The organism is Haemophilus sp. SZY H8, from assembly GCF_018829755.1.
Lineage (GTDB): Bacteria > Pseudomonadota > Gammaproteobacteria > Enterobacterales > Pasteurellaceae > Haemophilus > Haemophilus haemolyticus_K.
In genome coordinates, this window is record NZ_JAHKJY010000001.1 from 241,234 (window position 1) to 258,785 (window position 17,552).

Annotated in this window: 24 protein-coding genes; 14 read left to right on the forward strand and 10 right to left on the reverse strand. The window is 38.3% G+C overall.

The window, feature by feature from the left end; all coding sequences use genetic code 11:
• Nucleotides 1–80 precede the first annotated feature (80 nt).
• Nucleotides 81–461 (forward strand): pyrimidine dimer DNA glycosylase/endonuclease V, encoded by a 381-nt coding sequence (locus tag KKW16_RS01145; RefSeq protein ID WP_215767809.1) that lies wholly within the window; start codon nucleotides 81–83, stop codon nucleotides 459–461.
• Nucleotides 462–663: 202 nt separating this feature from the next.
• On the opposite strand, the gene hypE is transcribed toward KKW16_RS01145, so the two are convergent.
• The 8 genes from hypE to KKW16_RS01185 all read right to left on the reverse strand — a co-directional run bounded on the left by hypE (nucleotide 664) and on the right by KKW16_RS01185 (nucleotide 6,804).
• Nucleotides 664–1,677: a hydrogenase expression/formation protein HypE gene (gene hypE / locus KKW16_RS01150; RefSeq protein ID WP_215767810.1), complete on the reverse strand. Its 1,014-nt coding sequence runs from the start codon at nucleotides 1,675–1,677 to the stop codon at nucleotides 664–666.
• Between the two features lies 1 nt (nucleotide 1,678).
• The gene (hypD, locus tag KKW16_RS01155) at nucleotides 1,679–2,791 is read right to left on the reverse strand and encodes a hydrogenase formation protein HypD (protein WP_215767811.1); all 1,113 of its coding nucleotides are present in this window, start codon (nucleotides 2,789–2,791) and stop codon (nucleotides 1,679–1,681) included.
• Nucleotides 2,792–2,794: 3 nt separating this feature from the next.
• Entirely contained in the window at nucleotides 2,795–3,604 is an 810-nt protein-coding gene (hypB, locus tag KKW16_RS01160) for a hydrogenase nickel incorporation protein HypB (RefSeq protein ID WP_215767812.1), read from the reverse strand.
• A gap of 147 nt (nucleotides 3,605–3,751) precedes the next feature.
• Nucleotides 3,752–4,369, reverse strand: coding sequence for an energy-coupling factor ABC transporter ATP-binding protein (locus tag KKW16_RS01165; protein ID WP_215767813.1), 618 nt, complete (start codon nucleotides 4,367–4,369; stop codon nucleotides 3,752–3,754).
• A gap of 1 nt (nucleotide 4,370) precedes the next feature.
• On the reverse strand, nucleotides 4,371–5,003 hold the full coding sequence (locus KKW16_RS01170) for an energy-coupling factor transporter transmembrane component T family protein (protein WP_215767814.1): 633 nt from the start codon (nucleotides 5,001–5,003) through the stop codon (nucleotides 4,371–4,373).
• Nucleotides 5,003–5,623: a cobalt transporter CbiM gene (gene cbiM / locus KKW16_RS01175; RefSeq protein ID WP_118808492.1), complete on the reverse strand. Its 621-nt coding sequence runs from the start codon at nucleotides 5,621–5,623 to the stop codon at nucleotides 5,003–5,005. Before cbiM ends, KKW16_RS01170 begins: the two co-directional genes overlap by 1 nt.
• Nucleotides 5,623–6,108: an HI_1622 family ECF transport-associated protein gene (locus KKW16_RS01180; protein ID WP_005632431.1), complete on the reverse strand. Its 486-nt coding sequence runs from the start codon at nucleotides 6,106–6,108 to the stop codon at nucleotides 5,623–5,625. The genes cbiM and KKW16_RS01180 overlap by 1 nt, the downstream gene beginning before the upstream one ends.
• 12 nt (nucleotides 6,109–6,120) lie before the next feature.
• Nucleotides 6,121–6,804: a DUF4198 domain-containing protein gene (locus KKW16_RS01185; protein ID WP_215767815.1), complete on the reverse strand. Its 684-nt coding sequence runs from the start codon at nucleotides 6,802–6,804 to the stop codon at nucleotides 6,121–6,123.
• Between the two features lie 89 nt (nucleotides 6,805–6,893).
• Between KKW16_RS01185 and KKW16_RS01190 the strand changes: the two genes are divergently transcribed.
• Nucleotides 6,894–7,301, forward strand: a complete 408-nt coding sequence (locus tag KKW16_RS01190; protein WP_005633867.1) for a Cd(II)/Pb(II)-responsive transcriptional regulator — start codon at nucleotides 6,894–6,896, stop codon at nucleotides 7,299–7,301.
• A gap of 13 nt (nucleotides 7,302–7,314) precedes the next feature.
• Here KKW16_RS01190 and KKW16_RS01195 read toward each other — a convergent pair whose 3' ends face one another.
• Both KKW16_RS01195 and KKW16_RS01200 read right to left on the reverse strand, forming a co-directional pair.
• Complete coding sequence (locus tag KKW16_RS01195; RefSeq protein ID WP_215767816.1) at nucleotides 7,315–7,857, reverse strand: tetratricopeptide repeat protein; 543 nt, start codon at nucleotides 7,855–7,857, stop codon at nucleotides 7,315–7,317.
• A complete protein-coding gene (locus tag KKW16_RS01200; protein WP_215767817.1) occupies nucleotides 7,858–8,574 on the reverse strand; it encodes a YwiC-like family protein in 717 nt (238 codons plus the stop codon).
• A gap of 111 nt (nucleotides 8,575–8,685) precedes the next feature.
• Between KKW16_RS01200 and KKW16_RS01205 the strand changes: the two genes are divergently transcribed.
• The 12 genes from KKW16_RS01205 (at nucleotide 8,686) to KKW16_RS01260 (ending at nucleotide 17,552) form a co-directional block, all read left to right on the forward strand.
• On the forward strand, nucleotides 8,686–9,036 hold the full coding sequence (locus KKW16_RS01205; protein ID WP_012055475.1) for a RidA family protein: 351 nt from the start codon (nucleotides 8,686–8,688) through the stop codon (nucleotides 9,034–9,036).
• A 29-nt stretch (nucleotides 9,037–9,065) separates the two neighbouring features.
• Nucleotides 9,066–9,470, forward strand: a complete 405-nt coding sequence (locus KKW16_RS01210) for a Z-ring associated ZapG family protein (protein WP_215767818.1) — start codon at nucleotides 9,066–9,068, stop codon at nucleotides 9,468–9,470.
• Between the two features lie 644 nt (nucleotides 9,471–10,114).
• A complete protein-coding gene (locus tag KKW16_RS01215; protein WP_239660849.1) occupies nucleotides 10,115–10,555 on the forward strand; it encodes a S24 family peptidase in 441 nt (146 codons plus the stop codon).
• Between the two features lie 166 nt (nucleotides 10,556–10,721).
• Nucleotides 10,722–11,078 (forward strand): type II toxin-antitoxin system RelE/ParE family toxin, encoded by a 357-nt coding sequence (locus KKW16_RS01220; protein WP_252347857.1) that lies wholly within the window; start codon nucleotides 10,722–10,724, stop codon nucleotides 11,076–11,078.
• Between the two features lie 12 nt (nucleotides 11,079–11,090).
• Nucleotides 11,091–12,173, forward strand: a complete 1,083-nt coding sequence (locus KKW16_RS01225; protein WP_048953987.1) for a HigA family addiction module antitoxin — start codon at nucleotides 11,091–11,093, stop codon at nucleotides 12,171–12,173.
• An 828-nt stretch (nucleotides 12,174–13,001) separates the two neighbouring features.
• On the forward strand, nucleotides 13,002–14,192 hold the full coding sequence (locus KKW16_RS01230) for a phage major capsid protein (protein ID WP_048953988.1): 1,191 nt from the start codon (nucleotides 13,002–13,004) through the stop codon (nucleotides 14,190–14,192).
• Nucleotides 14,193–14,236: 44 nt separating this feature from the next.
• Nucleotides 14,237–14,803 (forward strand): HK97 family phage prohead protease, encoded by a 567-nt coding sequence (locus KKW16_RS01235; protein WP_048953989.1) that lies wholly within the window; start codon nucleotides 14,237–14,239, stop codon nucleotides 14,801–14,803.
• A gap of 1 nt (nucleotide 14,804) precedes the next feature.
• Nucleotides 14,805–16,037 carry a phage portal protein gene (locus KKW16_RS01240; RefSeq protein WP_215767819.1) on the forward strand — a complete coding sequence of 411 codons (1,233 nt, stop codon included), beginning with the start codon at nucleotides 14,805–14,807 and terminating at the stop codon, nucleotides 16,035–16,037.
• Entirely contained in the window at nucleotides 16,021–16,365 is a 345-nt protein-coding gene (locus tag KKW16_RS01245) for a phage head closure protein (RefSeq protein ID WP_041175043.1), read from the forward strand. Before KKW16_RS01240 ends, KKW16_RS01245 begins: the two co-directional genes overlap by 17 nt.
• On the forward strand, nucleotides 16,352–16,666 hold the full coding sequence (locus KKW16_RS01250; RefSeq protein ID WP_048953991.1) for a head-tail connector protein: 315 nt from the start codon (nucleotides 16,352–16,354) through the stop codon (nucleotides 16,664–16,666). Before KKW16_RS01245 ends, KKW16_RS01250 begins: the two co-directional genes overlap by 14 nt.
• Before the next feature lie 14 nt (nucleotides 16,667–16,680).
• Nucleotides 16,681–17,037 carry an HNH endonuclease signature motif containing protein gene (locus tag KKW16_RS01255; RefSeq protein WP_080351583.1) on the forward strand — a complete coding sequence of 119 codons (357 nt, stop codon included), beginning with the start codon at nucleotides 16,681–16,683 and terminating at the stop codon, nucleotides 17,035–17,037.
• Nucleotides 17,038–17,174: 137 nt separating this feature from the next.
• Complete coding sequence (locus KKW16_RS01260; RefSeq protein ID WP_048953992.1) at nucleotides 17,175–17,552, forward strand: phage terminase small subunit P27 family; 378 nt, start codon at nucleotides 17,175–17,177, stop codon at nucleotides 17,550–17,552.

Genomic DNA, 17,552 nt, shown 5'->3' on the forward strand with positions numbered 1-17,552 from the left:
TACTTATTACCTAGCACATTATTGGCGGAATTAGTCATATTCGTTACTCGATGGGATATGAAATAATAAAGAGAGATTTTATGACCAGAATTAACCTTGTTCCCCCAGCGGAACTTTGCGATCAGCATCTATTAGCGGAACATCGCGAGCTAACACGGATTCCAAATGCTATTGCGAAAGGTAAATTTAGCTTAAAAGGGCAGCCTGAAGATTATAAATTAGGCGAAGGACATGTACGATTTTTCTTTAATAAACTTGCGTTTTTAAAGCAACGTTACGACTTATTGCATGAAGAGTGTCTTGCTCGTGGTTTCAATGTACAATATTTTTGGACAGAGGAGCTACCTGATGATCCTAATCTTTGGCAAAATTATTTGCCCACAGAAAATGCTTTAGCATTAAACCGTGAGCGAATTGCATTGCGTATGCCTGTAAAAGCACGATTTACCGCAAGAAAATAAAGCCCAGAAAGGGCTGTATCCCCCATTATAATCAGCACCTACACCAACCATTGTAGTCTCTATAGTGCGGTAGCCTTCTGTACCATTTGGGAAAAATCGTCAGTCATGGATAAACTACTCTAGCTGTTCTAGGGTATTTTTGCTAAGTTGAGAAATCACTTCGCCTATTTAATTTTTCTAACGTATTGATTTTATCTAATCATTAACAAATTCTTGGCAATGGTTCATTTGTTGGTAAATCTAATAATCGACTTTGTCCAAAAATGCCTACTAAACGCACTTTTTTATCGGTTGTCACTTCACCAATCACAGCCGCATTTTCACCTAATGGATGACGACGAAGTGCGGTCAAAATTTCTGGTGTTTTTTCAGCGGAGGCAACAATAACCAATTTCCCTTCATTAGCGAAGTTTAATGCATCAAGACCAAGTAATTCACAAATTCCCCGCACTTCTTGGCGAATTGGTAAGGCTTGTTCATCAATATTCATACCTAGCTGTTGCGCCTGTGCAAATTCATGCAAAACAGCATTGACTCCGCCACGAGTCGCATCTCGAACCGCTTTTACGCCATCTACTTCGCGTAAATTTTCAATCAATGGATACAGCACGGCGCAATCACTATGAAGATCCGTTTGGATACCCAGTTTTTCACGTAAATTTAAGATGGTTGCGCCATGATCCCCAATGGTACCGCTAACAATGATTTTATCGCCAGCCTGAATGTTATGAACACCCCAATCCAAATTTTGAGGAATAACACCAATTCCACTGGTATTGATAAAAATCTTATCCACTGCACCTTTTTGTACCACTTTTGTATCGCCGGTAACAACCTGAATACCTGCCGCTTTTGCGGTTTCAGCCATTGATTGAATAATTGCTTTAAGATCCGCAAGTGGCAATCCTTCTTCCAAAATAAAGCCACAGGATAAATATTTTGGTATCGCACCGCACACCGCTACATCATTTGCCGTGCCGCACACTGCTAATTTTCCTATATTACCACCAGGGAAAAAAATGGGATCAATGACAAAACTATCTGTACTAAATGATAGTGTTTCGCCTTGCTTTGCTAATTCGGTTAATGGAATTCTAGCCTGATCTTCCCCTTGCGCCAAAATAGGATTAGCAAAGGCTTCAACAAAATAATCTTGGATCAATTTTTGCATGGCTGCACCGCCATTGCCGTGCGCCATAGTGATAAATTCGCTCATTTTATTCTCTCCGATATTGATAATAGGCTGCACATGCGCCTTCGGAAGAAACCATTAATGCGCCATAAGCGTTATCAGGATTACAACCTGTGCCAAATAATGGGCAATCAGATGGTTTACAACGCCCAGTCAAGACATCGCCACAACGAGAATTAGGATCATCCGCCACCTGTTGTGGTTGGCTTTGGAAATAAATTTCGGCATCAAATTCACGATAAGCCTCCGTCAATTCCACGCCAGATTGTTCAATTTCCCCTAAGCCACGCCATTCACTACTTGCTTTAAGCTGGAATACTTCTTGCATTGAACGTTGGGCTAAAGCATTTCCGTGATCATCAACAATTCGTTTATATTGATTTTCGATTTCACAACGGCCATCAACAAATTGCTGCACTAACATTACAATCGCTTGCAAAATATCTAAAGGTTCAAAACCTGTAATCACAAAAGGTTTGTGATATTTATCGACAATCCCTTGATAAGGCGATGAACCAATCACCATACTCACATGCCCTGGCGCAAGAAAACCATCAATTTTGACTTGATCTTGTGCCAGCAAGCTATGTAAGGTTGGGATAATCGTGATGTTTTGGCAAACAATCCAGAAATTTTTTGTTCCTAGTTTTTTGGCTTGTTGAAGCGTTACTGCCGTGCTCGGCATTGTCGTTTCAAATCCTAAGGAAAAAAAGACGACTTTTTTATTCGGATTATTTTGTGCAATATTCAATGCATCCAAAGGCGAATACACAATGCGAACATCTGCGCCTTTCGCTTTTGCTTCTAAAAGCGAACCTTTGCGACCTTTCACTCGCATTGCATCACCAAAGGTACAAAAAATGACATCAGGTTTCAGCGCAATTTCAATACAAACATCAATACGCCCCATAGGAAGCACACAGACAGGACAACCCGGGCCATGAATAAATTCGATACTTTTTGGCAATAGCCGATCCAACCCAAATTTAAAAATCGTATGGGTATGCCCGCCACATACTTCCATTAAATACAATGGATTTTGCGCCGTAAAGTGCGGCATTTTTTCCATCAATTTTTCAAGTTGCGCCACTAAACTACGGGCAAGTTCAGGATCGCGAAATTCATCAACAAATCGCATCGATTATCCTTGTTTACGTTGTTGTTCTAACCAATTTAACCACTCGCTAAGACCTTGTTCAGTGGTAGCAGAAAGTTGAATCACTTCAATATTTGGATTCACACGTTTTGCGTTGGCAATGCATTGTTCTACATCAAATTTCAAATAAGGTAATAAATCCACTTTATTTAAAATCATTAAACTTGATGCGGCAAACATATGCGGGTATTTAAGCGGTTTATCTTCGCCTTCTGTCACTGATAAAATAACTACTTTCGCTTTTTCACCCAGATCAAATTCAGATGGACAAACTAAATTTCCCACATTTTCGATAAACATAATGCTGTCAGATTGCGGTCTTAATTTCACCATAGCTTCGCTAATCATTTGCGCATCTAAGTGGCAGCCTTTGCCTGTATTTACTTGAATAGCCGGCACGCCAGTAGCACGAATACGATCTGCATCATTTTCAGTTTGTTGATCGCCTTCAATTACATAACAAGTGCAGTCATTTTTGAGGGCATTTAGCGTCGTCGTTAAAAGTGTGGTTTTGCCTGAACCCGGACTCGATACAAGATTCAAGGCTAAAATATGTTGTTTAGCAAAGAATGCTCGGTTGTGATCAGCTAATTGATTATTTTTTCCGAGAACATCTTGCTCAATTTTTAACAAACGTTTTTGAGTATCGTCTGCATCGACTGGTTTATTGAAATGAAATGTTGAATGTGAAAAGTTTGGCGTACCTGATTGATGACTTCCTTGATCATCATGAGAATGAGGCAATTCGCCAATGCGGACTTGCTCTGGATGTCCGCAGCCACAGGTTGTACACATAAATCCTCCGTTTTAATGTGCTTATTTGGGCTGAGGTTTCAAACTGACTTTCAACAGAAATAATGTTTAAAACACTCGAAGCCCTTAGCTTTGTCAACAAATTTGCAACAAGCATAGCACAATCAAAATTCGGCTTTTTGATGAAGATCATAAACTGATAATTTCTGTGGCTAATTCATTAATAAATCCATGATGATGGGATGAAATCAAAATGGGTAAGGAAAGTTCACGCAAAAGTGCGGTCAATTTTTCAGTATTTTTTCGATCTAATCCATTGGTGGGTTCATCTAATAATAAGATTTTTGGTTGCATCGCTAAGACACCCGCAAGTGCGGTGAAATTTTTCTCACCACCAGATAAAGTATGTACCATACGATCTTTTAAACGTGTGATACCAAGACATTCTAATTGCTGCTCTGCGATATGATACGCCTGCTCTCTGGGCACATTTTGATTTAATGGTCCAAAGGCAATATCATCCAACACTGTTGGACCAAAAAGTTGATCATCGGCATTTTGAAAACAAATACCAATAGTGCCTCGAAACGGTGCGAAATCTTTTTCTTCACGACAAACTTGACCAAATAGTTTAATTTCACCTTTGGTTACAGGAACAAATCCCAACAAAGCAAGAAGTAACGTCGTTTTTCCTGATCCAATTTCCCCTTGTACGAAAAGACGTTTTTGACCTTCCAAGGTAAAACTCAAATCTTGAATAATCGCTCTACCATTGCGTTCTATATAAAGATTATTTACAGCTAACATATTATTTTTCTCTCTTTTTGCCGAACTGAAAACCACGACATTTTAAAGCCATTTGCGCAGTTTCGGCTTTCAACAGGGCATGAATCAATAATAAAGCGACACTTTGAGCCGTCACATAAAGGGTTCGGCGATTAAGTCTAGGACGAAATCCACGAGCGCGCATGGCAATATCCATCTTTTGACGCAATTCGCCAAGTAGTGCAATGTAACGTACGGTCAGCACAAAAAGTTGAATTAATTTTTCTGGCAAAGGCAATTTCCCAATGGCTTGAACAAGCACCGCATCATTAATATTCCACAAAAAAAGCCAAAGAGAAATCAGTAATAAATGAGTCCGTAAACTCAATTTTTCTGCTAATTCTATCCCTTGGGAATTGAGCTCAATGCCATTTCCGCCAATTTTCCAACTTAATGTCGCCCACATTAAAGCAATAAAAATGACTAAAGCAAACCAACGTTTAAGGTAAGGCAAAAAAGATTTTTGACTGAACCGCAGTGAAATAAAAAAGAGAGAAACTGCAAGCAAATTAAGGGGGATAAGCCAAGTGAGATCGCTCAATCCACTGATGATTAGCCCCCAGATAAACAGATAAATCAACCTAAAGTGCGGTTGAAATAAACGGTGAATTTTCATTAAGAAACATTCTCGGTACGATTCATGACTTCAGGATACATTTTACCAAGCAAGGTAATCACCCCCACGCTGATAATACTATCCAAAATAAATACCGGAATATGAGAGACTAGCAAGAGCCAAACAAGATTCAGATAACTTTTTCCACCATCTAACATCAGCACAAAAGAAGCAAGCGCGCCTGCCCCGCCAACGCCAATTACGCCAGATCCAATACCGACTAATAAGCGATCTTTTAAATCCATGTGCGGTTGTAAACGAGAACGGAAAAGATAATGAGCGATCACTGCTGGCGTTGCCATCACGCAGAGATTGACGCCTAACACTGCAAATCCGCCAAAAGAAAAGAAGATGACTTGCAATAGAAGTGCGATGAGGAATGCAGGAAATACAGCCCACCCTAGGAATAAACCAGCCATGCCATTTAAAATTAAATGCACGCTACCAATTCCTACGGGCACATGAATAGTTCCTGCCACAAAAAATGCCGCAGCAAAAAGTGCGGTGAGCGGTAAACGTTCTGATTCTAAACGACGTAACCCCACAGCAATGCCCGCAACAGCAAGCACTGCACCAGCTAATAAAATAGGCGTATGTAACACGCCTTCAGATAAATGCATTAAATACGTCCTTGTTTAATTTTACGCGCATTACGTAAAGCAATAAGTCCAGCAATACCAACGATATAACCGATTCCGCCTAAAATATCATGCAAATAAATTTTATCTTTTAAATGCGCAATATCTTCACGAAGCAGCATTAAATCTGCACCGCTTTGATTTTCGGCAGATGTATGAGCAGCAACAACTGACGCACGGTGTCCTTCATCGCCTTCGACTACAACTTTTAAAGTTGTATGTGGCACATCAGCAATAGAAAGCTTAAATGCGCCTTGGCGGTCTGTTTTTCCAGTTAAAACGGGATCAGAAACACCTGAGCGGAAAACTTCTAAATAAGTTTCAGCCGCTGGGGTCATATCAGAATAATAGGATTTGCCAGAGAGTGTTTGCCCATCATATTGGGCAAACACATAAAGCGCGTGGGCATAAGCATTCGGGAGATAGCAAGCCGCAAAAAGTGCGGTTAAAAAAACAATTTTCTTCATCCCAAATCCATATTATTGCGCATCAAAAGTTAACATATATTCTACAGAGCGACGATCGTAATCTGCATTATTAGTTACTTTTTCCTCAAACTCTGCCCATACTTTATTGAAGCCTTTAGTTGGCGTAAATTGAGCGATACCTTTTTCATTCGTTAAATTGAATGGTGCATCTTCACTTACACCCACTTTAATGCCTTGAACGGGTTTACCGTTATGTAACACAAGGATAGAAAGTGGTTTGTTCGCTTGTGCTTTTTCTTGAGGAATCAATTCGTAAGCTTGTTGATGAGATTTGAAAGATTCAGCGTCCCATTTTAAAATCGCTTTACCAAATTTAACAGGATTGGTACTAAATTCTGCTGTTGGTTCTTCACGTTTTGTTTTTTCAACGTATTTACCACTTGGTAATTTTGACCACACGCCATTATCGAAATGAACGAATACTAAATCTGATTTAGGCATAAGATAGGCTTCACCATTTCTAAATTGATAGTCAACTGCAATTAATTTTCCTTGCGCATTTAAGGCTTGGATAGATTTAAGTTTAGATTCTGGATAGGTTTCAGTTTGTTCATGTCCAAATTTCACTACGTATTCACCTTTAGCTGAAGCAGGTTCAAGCCAAACATTGTGTGCGTTAGCAACAGACATACCTAAAAGTGCGGTTAATCCCACTGCGATTTTTTTTAATTCCATTTTGGATGCTCCTTGTTTGTTTAAGAAAATCTGAACGCATGATAAAATATGAAGTAACTTTAGAGTCAAGTTATTTTTTAAGGTGATTAATGAAAATTGGAGCACTTGCTAAAGCCTTAGGCTGTACCGTAGAAACCATTCGTTATTATGAACAACAAGGTTTAATCCCGCCCCCAAAACGCACTTCAGGCAATTTTCGGCAATATAATGAAGAACATTTGCAACGTTTATCATTTATTTGTAACTGCCGAAATTTAGATATTTCATTAAGTGAAATAAAAAGCCTACTGAATTTAGAAAATGCCTCAAAACAACAAGCAGAAGAAATAAATCGTGTGTTAGACAAACATATTAAAGAGGTGGCCACAAGAATTCATGAACTCGCCCATTTGCGGATGAAATTAATTGAATTACGTGAAAAAACAGTCTCAAATGATGAAGATCCAATGAAATTGCTATTACAACATAGTGGCGTGAAATTTGTGCGATTAAAATAACCGCACTTTTAGATTATGGCTGACTAGATAAACGCTGTTTTGCTTCCTTATTGCCTAATTCAGCGGCTTTCTTCAGCCATTCCAATGATTTTTCAGGTTGGTTTTGTGAGCGATAAATATTACTTAACATCATCATCGCATCCGTATCTTTAGCTCGAGCTGTACGCTCAAAAAGCTTAATGGCTTGCTCTGTATTTTGTTTGACGTAATCACCTCGTAGATACATAACGCCAAGGTTATTTAGCCCTTTCACGCTGCCCTTCTCTGCTGCTTCGCTAAACCACCAATAAGCCTTTTCGTAGTCTCTCACCGTGCCACGCCCAAGGTTATATAACATACCTAGATTGCTTTGAGCGGTTATATTTCCTTCTAACGCCATCGGATACATAATATCGAAAACCGAGATCCATTGCTGTTTATTGGCAAAGTCTTGTGCCAAATTCATTCTTGCTTGATCATCCATTTTCGAACTCGCTGTAATATCAACGGTTTTCATTGCCCAAACAGGCAAACTAAAAGAAAGTAATACTATATGAAAAAATAACTTCAGTTTCATTTATAAGGTTGCTATTAAAAGTAAAATAAAAAACACAGCAGTAATCGCAAATTCCGTTAGTCCAACTTGCATAACAGAAAGCTTTTTAGTTGGTAGATAAACCGCTCGCACTAATCCAGGAACAAAAGCTAATGCTAAAATAAATTGTTGCGAAACCACAAAAATCAGCACACATAATAAGTGAAAAATCACTGACGCCCAAAAATAACGTGGATTTTTTCGCTCACGCATCATTGATTTCACATAAAGCGTTGTTCCAATAAAAAATAATGTTGGATAAATCGCCACCCAAAGTATTTTTTCATCAAAAGTGCGGTCAGAAAAATAATACGCTCCCATTCCAGCTAGAGCAAAAATTAAGATCCCCGCCAAGTCATTCCATAGGTTACGCTCATCTTTTTTCTTGGTGAAATAAATGTTTACCGCGACAAATGGCAGCATGGCAAACATAAAATACAGCACTTGCCAATTATAAATTAACGCGGGAATCGCAAAAATCACAGCGGCAGCAAAATAAATCACAGACCATTTTTTGTATAACTCAAGATTTTTACCTTTAAATAAATTCAAAAAAGGATAAGTCATCAAATAGAGTGAAAACCATCCTAATAATAAAAATACGTGCGCCCATACTGGATTAGCAAGTAACATGCCGTAAATAAAAGGCACCAATGCCATAACAATAGCGCCATGTTGATTAGAGATAAGCAGTTTCATAATGATTAAATAATTGAGAATAATTATCGGATATTCTAGCCTAGTAAAGAGGATTTTACAAAGTGCTAAACGCTATTTAGAATGGAAGAAAATACCCTAAAGGAGAACCCTATGACAATTCAACGCATTTTACCCAGTGCACGTTTAAGTGAAGTTTCAATTCATAACAACCTCGCCTATTTTGCAGGTCAAGTTCCAGAATTAACCATCGAGCAAAATGCCTACGAACAAACCAAAGAAGTATTAGGTTTAATTGATAAATTGTTAGCAGAAATTGGATCCAATAAAAGCAATATTTTAACCGCGCAAATTTTTTTGGCAGACATGAAAGATTATGCTCAATTAAATCAAGCTTGGGATGAATGGGTCGATCATGTTAGCCCACCAAGTCGAGCGACAGTCGAAGCTAAATTAGCGGATCCTCGTTGGAAAGTTGAGATTGTTATTATTGCAACCTGCTAGTTTTTAAGCCGAATAAACAGGGGAATATTATGGAAAATTGGACAAATGAAATTTGGTTAACAATTGGTATCGCTTTTATTGTTGGATTATTTATTGGTTACATTATTGTGCGTTTAACCAAAGGCTCCGTAAAACATCAAGCTAAAACAGAAGCCGAATTAAAAACAGTTAAAACCCAACTTGATACACAAAAAGCGCAAATCGAAAAATATTTTGCTGAAAGTGCTGAATTATTCAAAACCTTAATTAACGATTATCAAAAACTTTATCGCCACTACGCAACCTCCTCCAATAATTTACTTGGCGAAAAAGATCACAAAGGTTTATTCACCCAACAGCTAATTACTGCAACAGATAAATCTCAAAATGAACAACCTAGAGATTATTCTGAGGGCACATCAGGCTTATTTAAAGAAAATAAAGAAGAAAATTAAAAAGTGCGGCTAAAAATAGAAATGTTTTTAGCCGTTTTGATATAAGAACTATTTATCATTCTCTTATACCAGTCATAAAACCTAGATAAAACAAAACCCCGCGATTAGTTTCGCGGGGTTATGAAAGGGTTAGATGGTGCAACTAGCTCGCACTAATATTTTCTTATAAATCATTTTGGTAATGTGATTTTGGCGTAATTTTGGCGTAGTGTGAAATTTGTTTTTTACAGTTTTTCGTATTTATAGTTAATATCTAATTATTAGTTTAAGTAACATTATATAGTTATATCTCTCAAGTTTAGTCGCTGAAAGACATTAAAAGTTGTTTGATTGTTTAAAACTTTAATTTTAGAATCTGTAAGGTCTTCAACAACTTATGGAGTTGGAATGAAAACACTAGGCTAGTGCGTAAAAGCGAGACGAGTTGAGCTTGATTTTACCTAAAAGGAACTAGAAAACCTGATTAGAGTTAGTCAAAACTCGATCGCGAAGATTGAGAGTGTCGGTAATACAATCCATATAGCAAAACTTGCTACCTCTCTTGGCATTAGTGCGCTTGGTTAAGTTCAGGTATTGGCGACCGTGATGATCTTTTCGAAGTCAGCACTAAAGAAAAGAGTTTTATAAGTAATGAGCCTGATTTATTGCATAAGCACAGAATAGATTATTACGATGTGAGAGCAGCAGGATTAACAGGCTTTGAGAATTCAGATTATCCTGAAATCATTTCAAGCCTATATTTAACAGACGAGGGAATGGCACAACTAGTCGGTAAAAAGTCATCAGGCGGAATTTGTCTTGTGAATGTACCAACTGACAGTATGGAGCCTACCATAAGAAAAGGCGATATTGTGTTTTTAGACACAAAGGTTAATGCTTATAGTGGTGATGGTATCTATGCCTTTGCTATTGATGGTGCGTTGTTTATCAAACGTATTCAAAAGTTAGTTGGTGGAGGGTATAGACTACACTCTGACAACAAAGAGTGTTACGATCCGCAAGATATATCAGAAGATATTTGCCAAAGCGCGAAGTTTATCGGTCGTTTTATCCGTACTATACATATTGAGCTAGTAAATCTATAACTAATTAACTCAACTATACTCAACACTTTCCATTTATGGAGGTTTTCTTTAAAGCTAAGAGCTGAATTTTTCGGTCAGATTAAAGTATGAGAAATGAGTTATTGTAGTAAAATTATTTTTGTACTTTGTAAAATAATTTATTTTTTTGAAAAAAGATGATAACCTAATGGGTAAACTATTTATGAATGTAATATTTGGTTCTAGGAAGTTAGAAAAAAAACTAAACTCAGAGACTGAGATTCTAAAAGAATATGGAAAAATATGCGAAAAGAAATTAAAAATGTTACTCTACTCATTAAGAGCAGCTCCCACATTACAGACTTTCCACCCACCATATAGTAAGCCATATCGTTGCCATGAGTTAAAAGGAAATCGTAGTGGTGAGTTGAGTATGGATGTTGAACAACCCTATAGATTATTATTTGAAGTAAATCATAATCCATTACCAACTCTTGGTGCTGGAGGGTTAGATTGGTCAAAAGTAACATCGATTCGGATATTATCTATTACTGATACACATTAGAGAACAATGAAGATGAGCGAAAATCAATTCTATCCTGACTATGCAATTTTGCCTGGAGAAATACTTGAATTTGAATTAGACAGCTTAGAAATGAGTCAAAAAGATTTGAGCGATAAAACAGGTATATCAAAAAAACATATTAATCATATTATTGCCGGTAAAGCTCCTATAACTCCAGAAACTGCAATTTTGCTTGAACGAGTTTTAGGCAAACCTGCTCGTTATTGGTTAAATCTTGAGGCACTATATCAAGAGGCTGTAGCGCGCATCGCAGATAAAGAAAAACTAGAGCGGTATGCAGAATGGGCGAAGCAATTCCCTAATTCAATGTTGCAAAAATTAGGTTTTATTGAAAAACATAATGAGATTACTAAGAAAGTTGATAGTTTACTTCGCTTTTTTGCTATCGGCTCACCTGATGATTACCAAACTGTGTGGGGAAATCTACAAGTCCAATATCGTCAAGATAACAGAACAAAAAACTGCCCTTATAGCAGTGCTGCGTGGTTAAGAGCTGGAGAAATTGAAGCTAATAAAATTCACTGTCAACCCTATTCAGAAAAAGAATTTAAACAAGCTCTCAGTGAAATCAGAACGTTAACAAGAACAACTGATCCGAAGATATTTATTCCAAAACTCAAAGAAATTTGTTCATCTGTTGGTGTTGCTATTGTTTTCGTTCCATGTTTTCCTAACACTGGAATTAGTGGTGCAACACGTTGGTTATCCTCCGATAAGGCAGTAATACAACTTAGCTTACGGTATAAAACGAATGATCACCTTTGGTTTACCTTTTTCCATGAGGCTGCTCACATTTTATTACATGGAAAAAAAAGGATTTACCTAGAATTTGATGGTCCAAATAATAATGTTGAAGAAGAAAATGAAGCTAACGAGTTTGCCCAAAAGCAATTAATTCCAAGATCCGTCTGGGGAAGACTAATAACGCAAGATCAATTTACAGAGAATATTATTAAATCTATTGCTGAAGAAATAGGAATTGCAGAAGGAATTATTGTTGGGCAATTACAACATCATAAGCATTTAGCCTTTAGTACTCTCAATCATTTAAAAGTCAGGTACACCTGGCAATAAGCACAACTACCGCCCCTTGGGGCGGTTTTTTTTAAACTATAAAATACAAACTGCCGAAATCACACAATTTACCTTGCTATATCCATTAATTTTAAGTTTTTCTTATGAAGAACTATCTTGCATTTTATTGGCAGAATTAGACATAAATTTGGCGTAATTTTGACGTAATTAACTGCGAGAAATATACAAAAATAGCCAAAAGTTGGCAATATTCGAGGCTTGAAATTTTGATGGTGGATTGAGTTAATTGCGTGTAAGTGTTTGTTTTTTGAAGTAAATTTTAGAAAAGGAAAAAGCCAGTAAATTTCTACTGGCTTTGATAGATGGTGCACTGGCTGGACTCCAACTCAACTATAACACATTGATTTATAATGATTATTTAAAACAATAAAAAATCTTGTTACTAACCTTGTTACTAAAACACTTTACCATTGCAAATTTTCTATTCATTTTACAATACAATAACATTGCTTAACTTAAAATAATATTTTTTTTATAAAATAGTCTTCACCTCTTCACCTTTGTTAAAAAAATAAGAAAAAAATCTTATTTATTAAATAGTTATATGGGTGAAGACTATCTATTTAAGTCTTCACCAAGTCTTCACCAGTCTTCACCTATAAAAAATAGATAAATTCCTATCTTAAATTATCTTTTCAAACCCAAAATCACCTAAAAAAATCACTAAATAAAATATTTTACTCAACGTATCTAATCGCATCTAAACTATTGAATTTTAAGGTGTTTACTTTATATTTTTTGTATATATATATTGTTCTATGGGCTTTTTATAAGCCGTCTTAATTAAGGCTAAATAAAGGACAAGTTATGCTTAAAAAATTAATTGAGTTACGCCAACAAAAGGCAGAAAAAGTCGCAGAAATGCGAGCAATGCTTGATAAAGCAGAAAAAGAAAATCGTTCATTGGATGAAACTGAATCAGTAGATTTTGATAAATTGAAAGATTTAGTGAAACAATTGAGTGAAGAAATCAATAAATACGAGACCGTAGCAGATGAAGAACGTAATCTTGGTGCGCAATCTAACCCATTAGAAACTCGCAGCACGAAACAATTTTCAAATGATGAATTGCGCCATTACATTAAAACCGGTGAACTTCGCAATTTAACTACGGCTAACGGTGAAGATGGCGGCTATTCAGTCATTCCTCAATTAGACAAAGAGGTCATGAAACGCTTAACAGACGATAGCGTCATGCGCCAGCTTTGTAATGTCGTTCGCTTACCTATCGGTGCGAAAGAATACAAAAAATTAGTATCTGCTGGCGGTGCAACCGTTGAACATGGCACAGAAGGCACAGCGCGCAACGGCACTGCAAGCCCGAAACTGCATGAAGTAACCATTGCATTAAATTCAATCTATGCTTATCCGAAAACCACTCAAGAGATTTTGGACTTCTCAAGCATTGATGTTTTAGGTTGGCTTACTGATGAAATCACAGAGACCTTCACTGAAACAGAAGAAGTAGATTTAACCTCTGGTGATGGTAACAAAAAATCAAAAGGTTTATTGACCTACGAACGCACAACTGAAAACGATAAAGTGCGCCCATTCGGCAAACTTCAAAAAATTGAAGTAGCGGGTGCGGCAAAAATTGAGGCAGACACTTTAATCGATGCGTTCTATACCCTTCACAGTAAATACCGCAAAAATGCCGTATGGGTGATGTCATCAACCATTGCAGCAGCATTACAAAAACTCAAAAACAAAAATGGCGATTACATTTGGCGCGATGGTTTAACAACCGATGCGCCCGCTACATTATTAGGCCGTCCAGTTTACTTCTTAGAGACAATGCCGACAGGTGGTGCAAATCAAGTAGTTATTGCCTTTGGTGATTTCAAACGAGGTTACTTCATTGTCGATCATGAAACAGGCGTACGAACTCGACCAGACAACTTAACCGAGCCAGGATTCTATAAAGTCCACACCGATAAATATTTGGGTGGTGGCGTGGTAGATTCCAACGCAATTAAAGTGATTGAGACAACGGCATAAATCATAGAGGGGCGAAAGCCCCTTTTTTGCTTAATAGGTGAAAAATGAAGAAAGAATTTGAAATCCGCTCTGTAACAATTTCAACGGATGAAGAGAATCAAAAGCTCGTTGGTTATGCGGTCAAATGGAACAGCCCTTCACAAGTGCTTTACTGTGATTTTGTAGAATCCTTTGCGCCTAAAGCATTCAGTGAAAGTTTAGCCAGTGGCGAAGATGTTCGCGCACTCTTTGAACACGACTACACCAAGTTACTCGGTCGCACTAGTGCGGGAACATTAAAACTAGAAGAAGATTCAATCGGCTTGCGTTTTGAATTAACACCACCTGATACCACCTTAGGGCGTGATTTGTTGGTAAGTGTTGAACGCGGCGATATTAGCGGAATGTCTTTCGGCTTTTGGGCTAAAGAAGAAACATGGAATTTTGATGTAGAGCCTTGCCAACGAACCGTACAAAAAGCCGAACTCTTTGAAGTTACCGTAACAAGCATTCCCGCCTATCCTGAAAGTAGCGTAGAAATTGCTAAGCGTTCGATGGTCGCTGCCAAAGAAAAAACACAGAAACACTCTACCGCACTTTTGAAACAGTGGCTTGATGTGATGGAGGCTTAATATGTGGAATCCTTTTAGACGAAAAGAGCAACGTAGCGAGCTAACCACAATCGAAGAGCTTTTATCTTACATGGGTGTAAACAATACAGGCGCAGGCGAATTTGTTAGTCCACAAACTGCAGAATCGTTACCTGCCGTGATGAATGCCGTTACCGTCATTTCGGAGGCGGTCGCATCAATGCCTTGTTATCTATACGCACTAAAAGAAGATGGCCGAGAAAGAATCTATCGTCATCCTGTTGAATATCTTCTCAATGAAATGCCAAACCGCAGCCAAACACCGTATCAATTCAAAAATACGATGATGCGCCATTGTTTGCTAAATGGTAATGCTTATGCCGTGATTGAGTGGAATAACAAAGGCGAACCAATAAGCCTCACTCCTTACCAACCTAGTGCGGTAAATATCTTCCGTAAAGTAACGGGTGAATATATTTATCAAATCACAGACTTAAACGGGGTAACAAAAAACTATCTTCAAGATGAGATTTTACATTTACGCCATAGTTCTGTTGATGGATTTATGGGGCGTTCTCCGATAACAGTTTGTCGTGAAACGGTGGGATTAGGTTTAGCTCAGCAACGCCATGGTGCAGCCATTATGAAAAACGGATTGATGGCAAGCGGGCTTATTTCAACAGCAGAATGGTTAGATGATGCAAAAGCACAAAAAGCCGTAAAAGCCCTTGAACGTTACAAGGGCGCAAAGAACGCAGGGAAAACCCCAATCCTTGAAGGCTCAATGGAATATAAGCAGTTAGGCATGACAAACCAAGATGCGGAATGGTTAGCAAGCCGTACGTTTACAATTTCCGATATTGCCAGAATCTACAACATTAGCCCGATTTTCCTTCAAGACTATTCCAATAGCAGTTATTCAAACTTTAGTGAAGCCAGTCGAGCCTTTTTATCGCAGACCTTGCGCCCATGGCTAACCAATTTTGAACAGCAGCTAAAAGATGCCTTGATGATTGATTTAGGTAGCAACAGCAAGAAACGTTACTTAATCGAATTTGATACAAGCGACTTATTGCGCACAAGTCAAAGCGAGCGTTTCAAGAGTTACGATGTGGCGATTAAAGCCAGTGTAATGTGTCCGAATGAAGTGCGCCGACGTGAAGGCTTACCGCCTTATGCTGGTGGAGAAGAATTTAGCCAAGCATGGAAACAAACCGTAGAAGTAAAACGCGGTGATGAACAAGAACCGGGGGCAAGCGATGGCAATCATGATTAAGGCCGGAAAGTATAACAAGGTGATTAGCCTACAAAAGCAAGTGAACGAACAGAACGACTACGGCGGTATTGTGAGTAAATGGAAAACCGTTGCCAATATCCGGGCGGCGGTTGAACCATTACAAGGTAGAGAGTTCTTCTCCGGTGCGGTGCCATTAAATGAAAATACGGTGCGCATTCGCATACGTTACGGAACTAATGTTGATAACACTATGCGCGTGAAATATGGGAACCGTTCGCTAGAGATAATGAACATTATTGATAGTAAAGAAGCGCACAAAGAACTGCAGCTTATCTGTAAGGAGTTGACCGGCAATGGCGGAAATTAATTTAACGATTGATGAAATCAAAGCGCACTTAAATCTTGATCATGATTTAGATGATGAGTTACTGGAAGCCTATAAGGTGGCTGCATTGGAAGTATGCCAAAAACATATTGGCAAAACCTTTGGGGAAGAAGAAACGGAAAAGACCATACCTTTTACCCCGGCGATTAAGATTGGTTGCTTAATGTATATCGCCTATCTCTACACGAACCGAGAAGCCGTCACAGACTTAGCCAACCTTAAACCGGCACCTATGACGATTTCCGCATTGTGGGAAGTGTATAGAGAACCATGCGCTTACTAAGGATTTAGTAACCGATGCCATACCAACCATTAAGACGTTGTAGCTATCCCGGATGTAGAAACAAAGTAAAGTCCGGTAGATGCGAGGAGCACAAACCCAAGGACACCCGCCCAAGCAGTAGCGCACGCGGTTACGACCACAAGTGGAGCAAATACCGCGAGCAATACTTAAAGCATCATCCCCTTTGTGTAATGTGCTTAGAGCAAGGCAAATATACTCCGGCAACAGTGATAGACCATATTAAACCGGTAGAGAACAGACAATCCGACCCGTTGTTTTGGGTAGCAAGCAATCATCAGCCTTTATGTCGTGATTGTCACAGCTATAAAACACGAGTGATAGACCAACGCGGATTTGGTGCGAAAAAGTGAACAGTGGTGATATGACCATAACTGAACAATGATTGACCGGGTGGGGGCAATTTCAAAAAGAAAGTGGCAACCCTTCGGAACCGCCCCCCTATACAAATTTTTACGCAAGGTAATTTTTTTGAAAATAAGGAAATACAATGACAACAAAAAACAAGAAAAAAACGCATAATCCACCTAGTTTTTTAGATCCAATCGCTAAAGCAATATGGAAAGAACGAATTCCACAACTTCTTGAACGTGGTGATATTCAAGATGCGGACTTAATTCACCTTGAATTATATTGTGTTAATTACTCTCTTTTCCGTGCTGCAGTTGAGGATATTCATAAAAACGGCTTTTCAATAGTAAATAGCCAAGGCACGCAATCAAGAAACCCCGCACTGTCAGCTAAAGCTGATGCAGAAAAAGTGATGGTGAAAATGTCCTCATTGTTAGGCTTTGATCCAGTTAGCCGTAGAAAAAATCCTGTTGAAGTTGATTCAACCGATATGATTGATGAAATCCTCACAATGTAG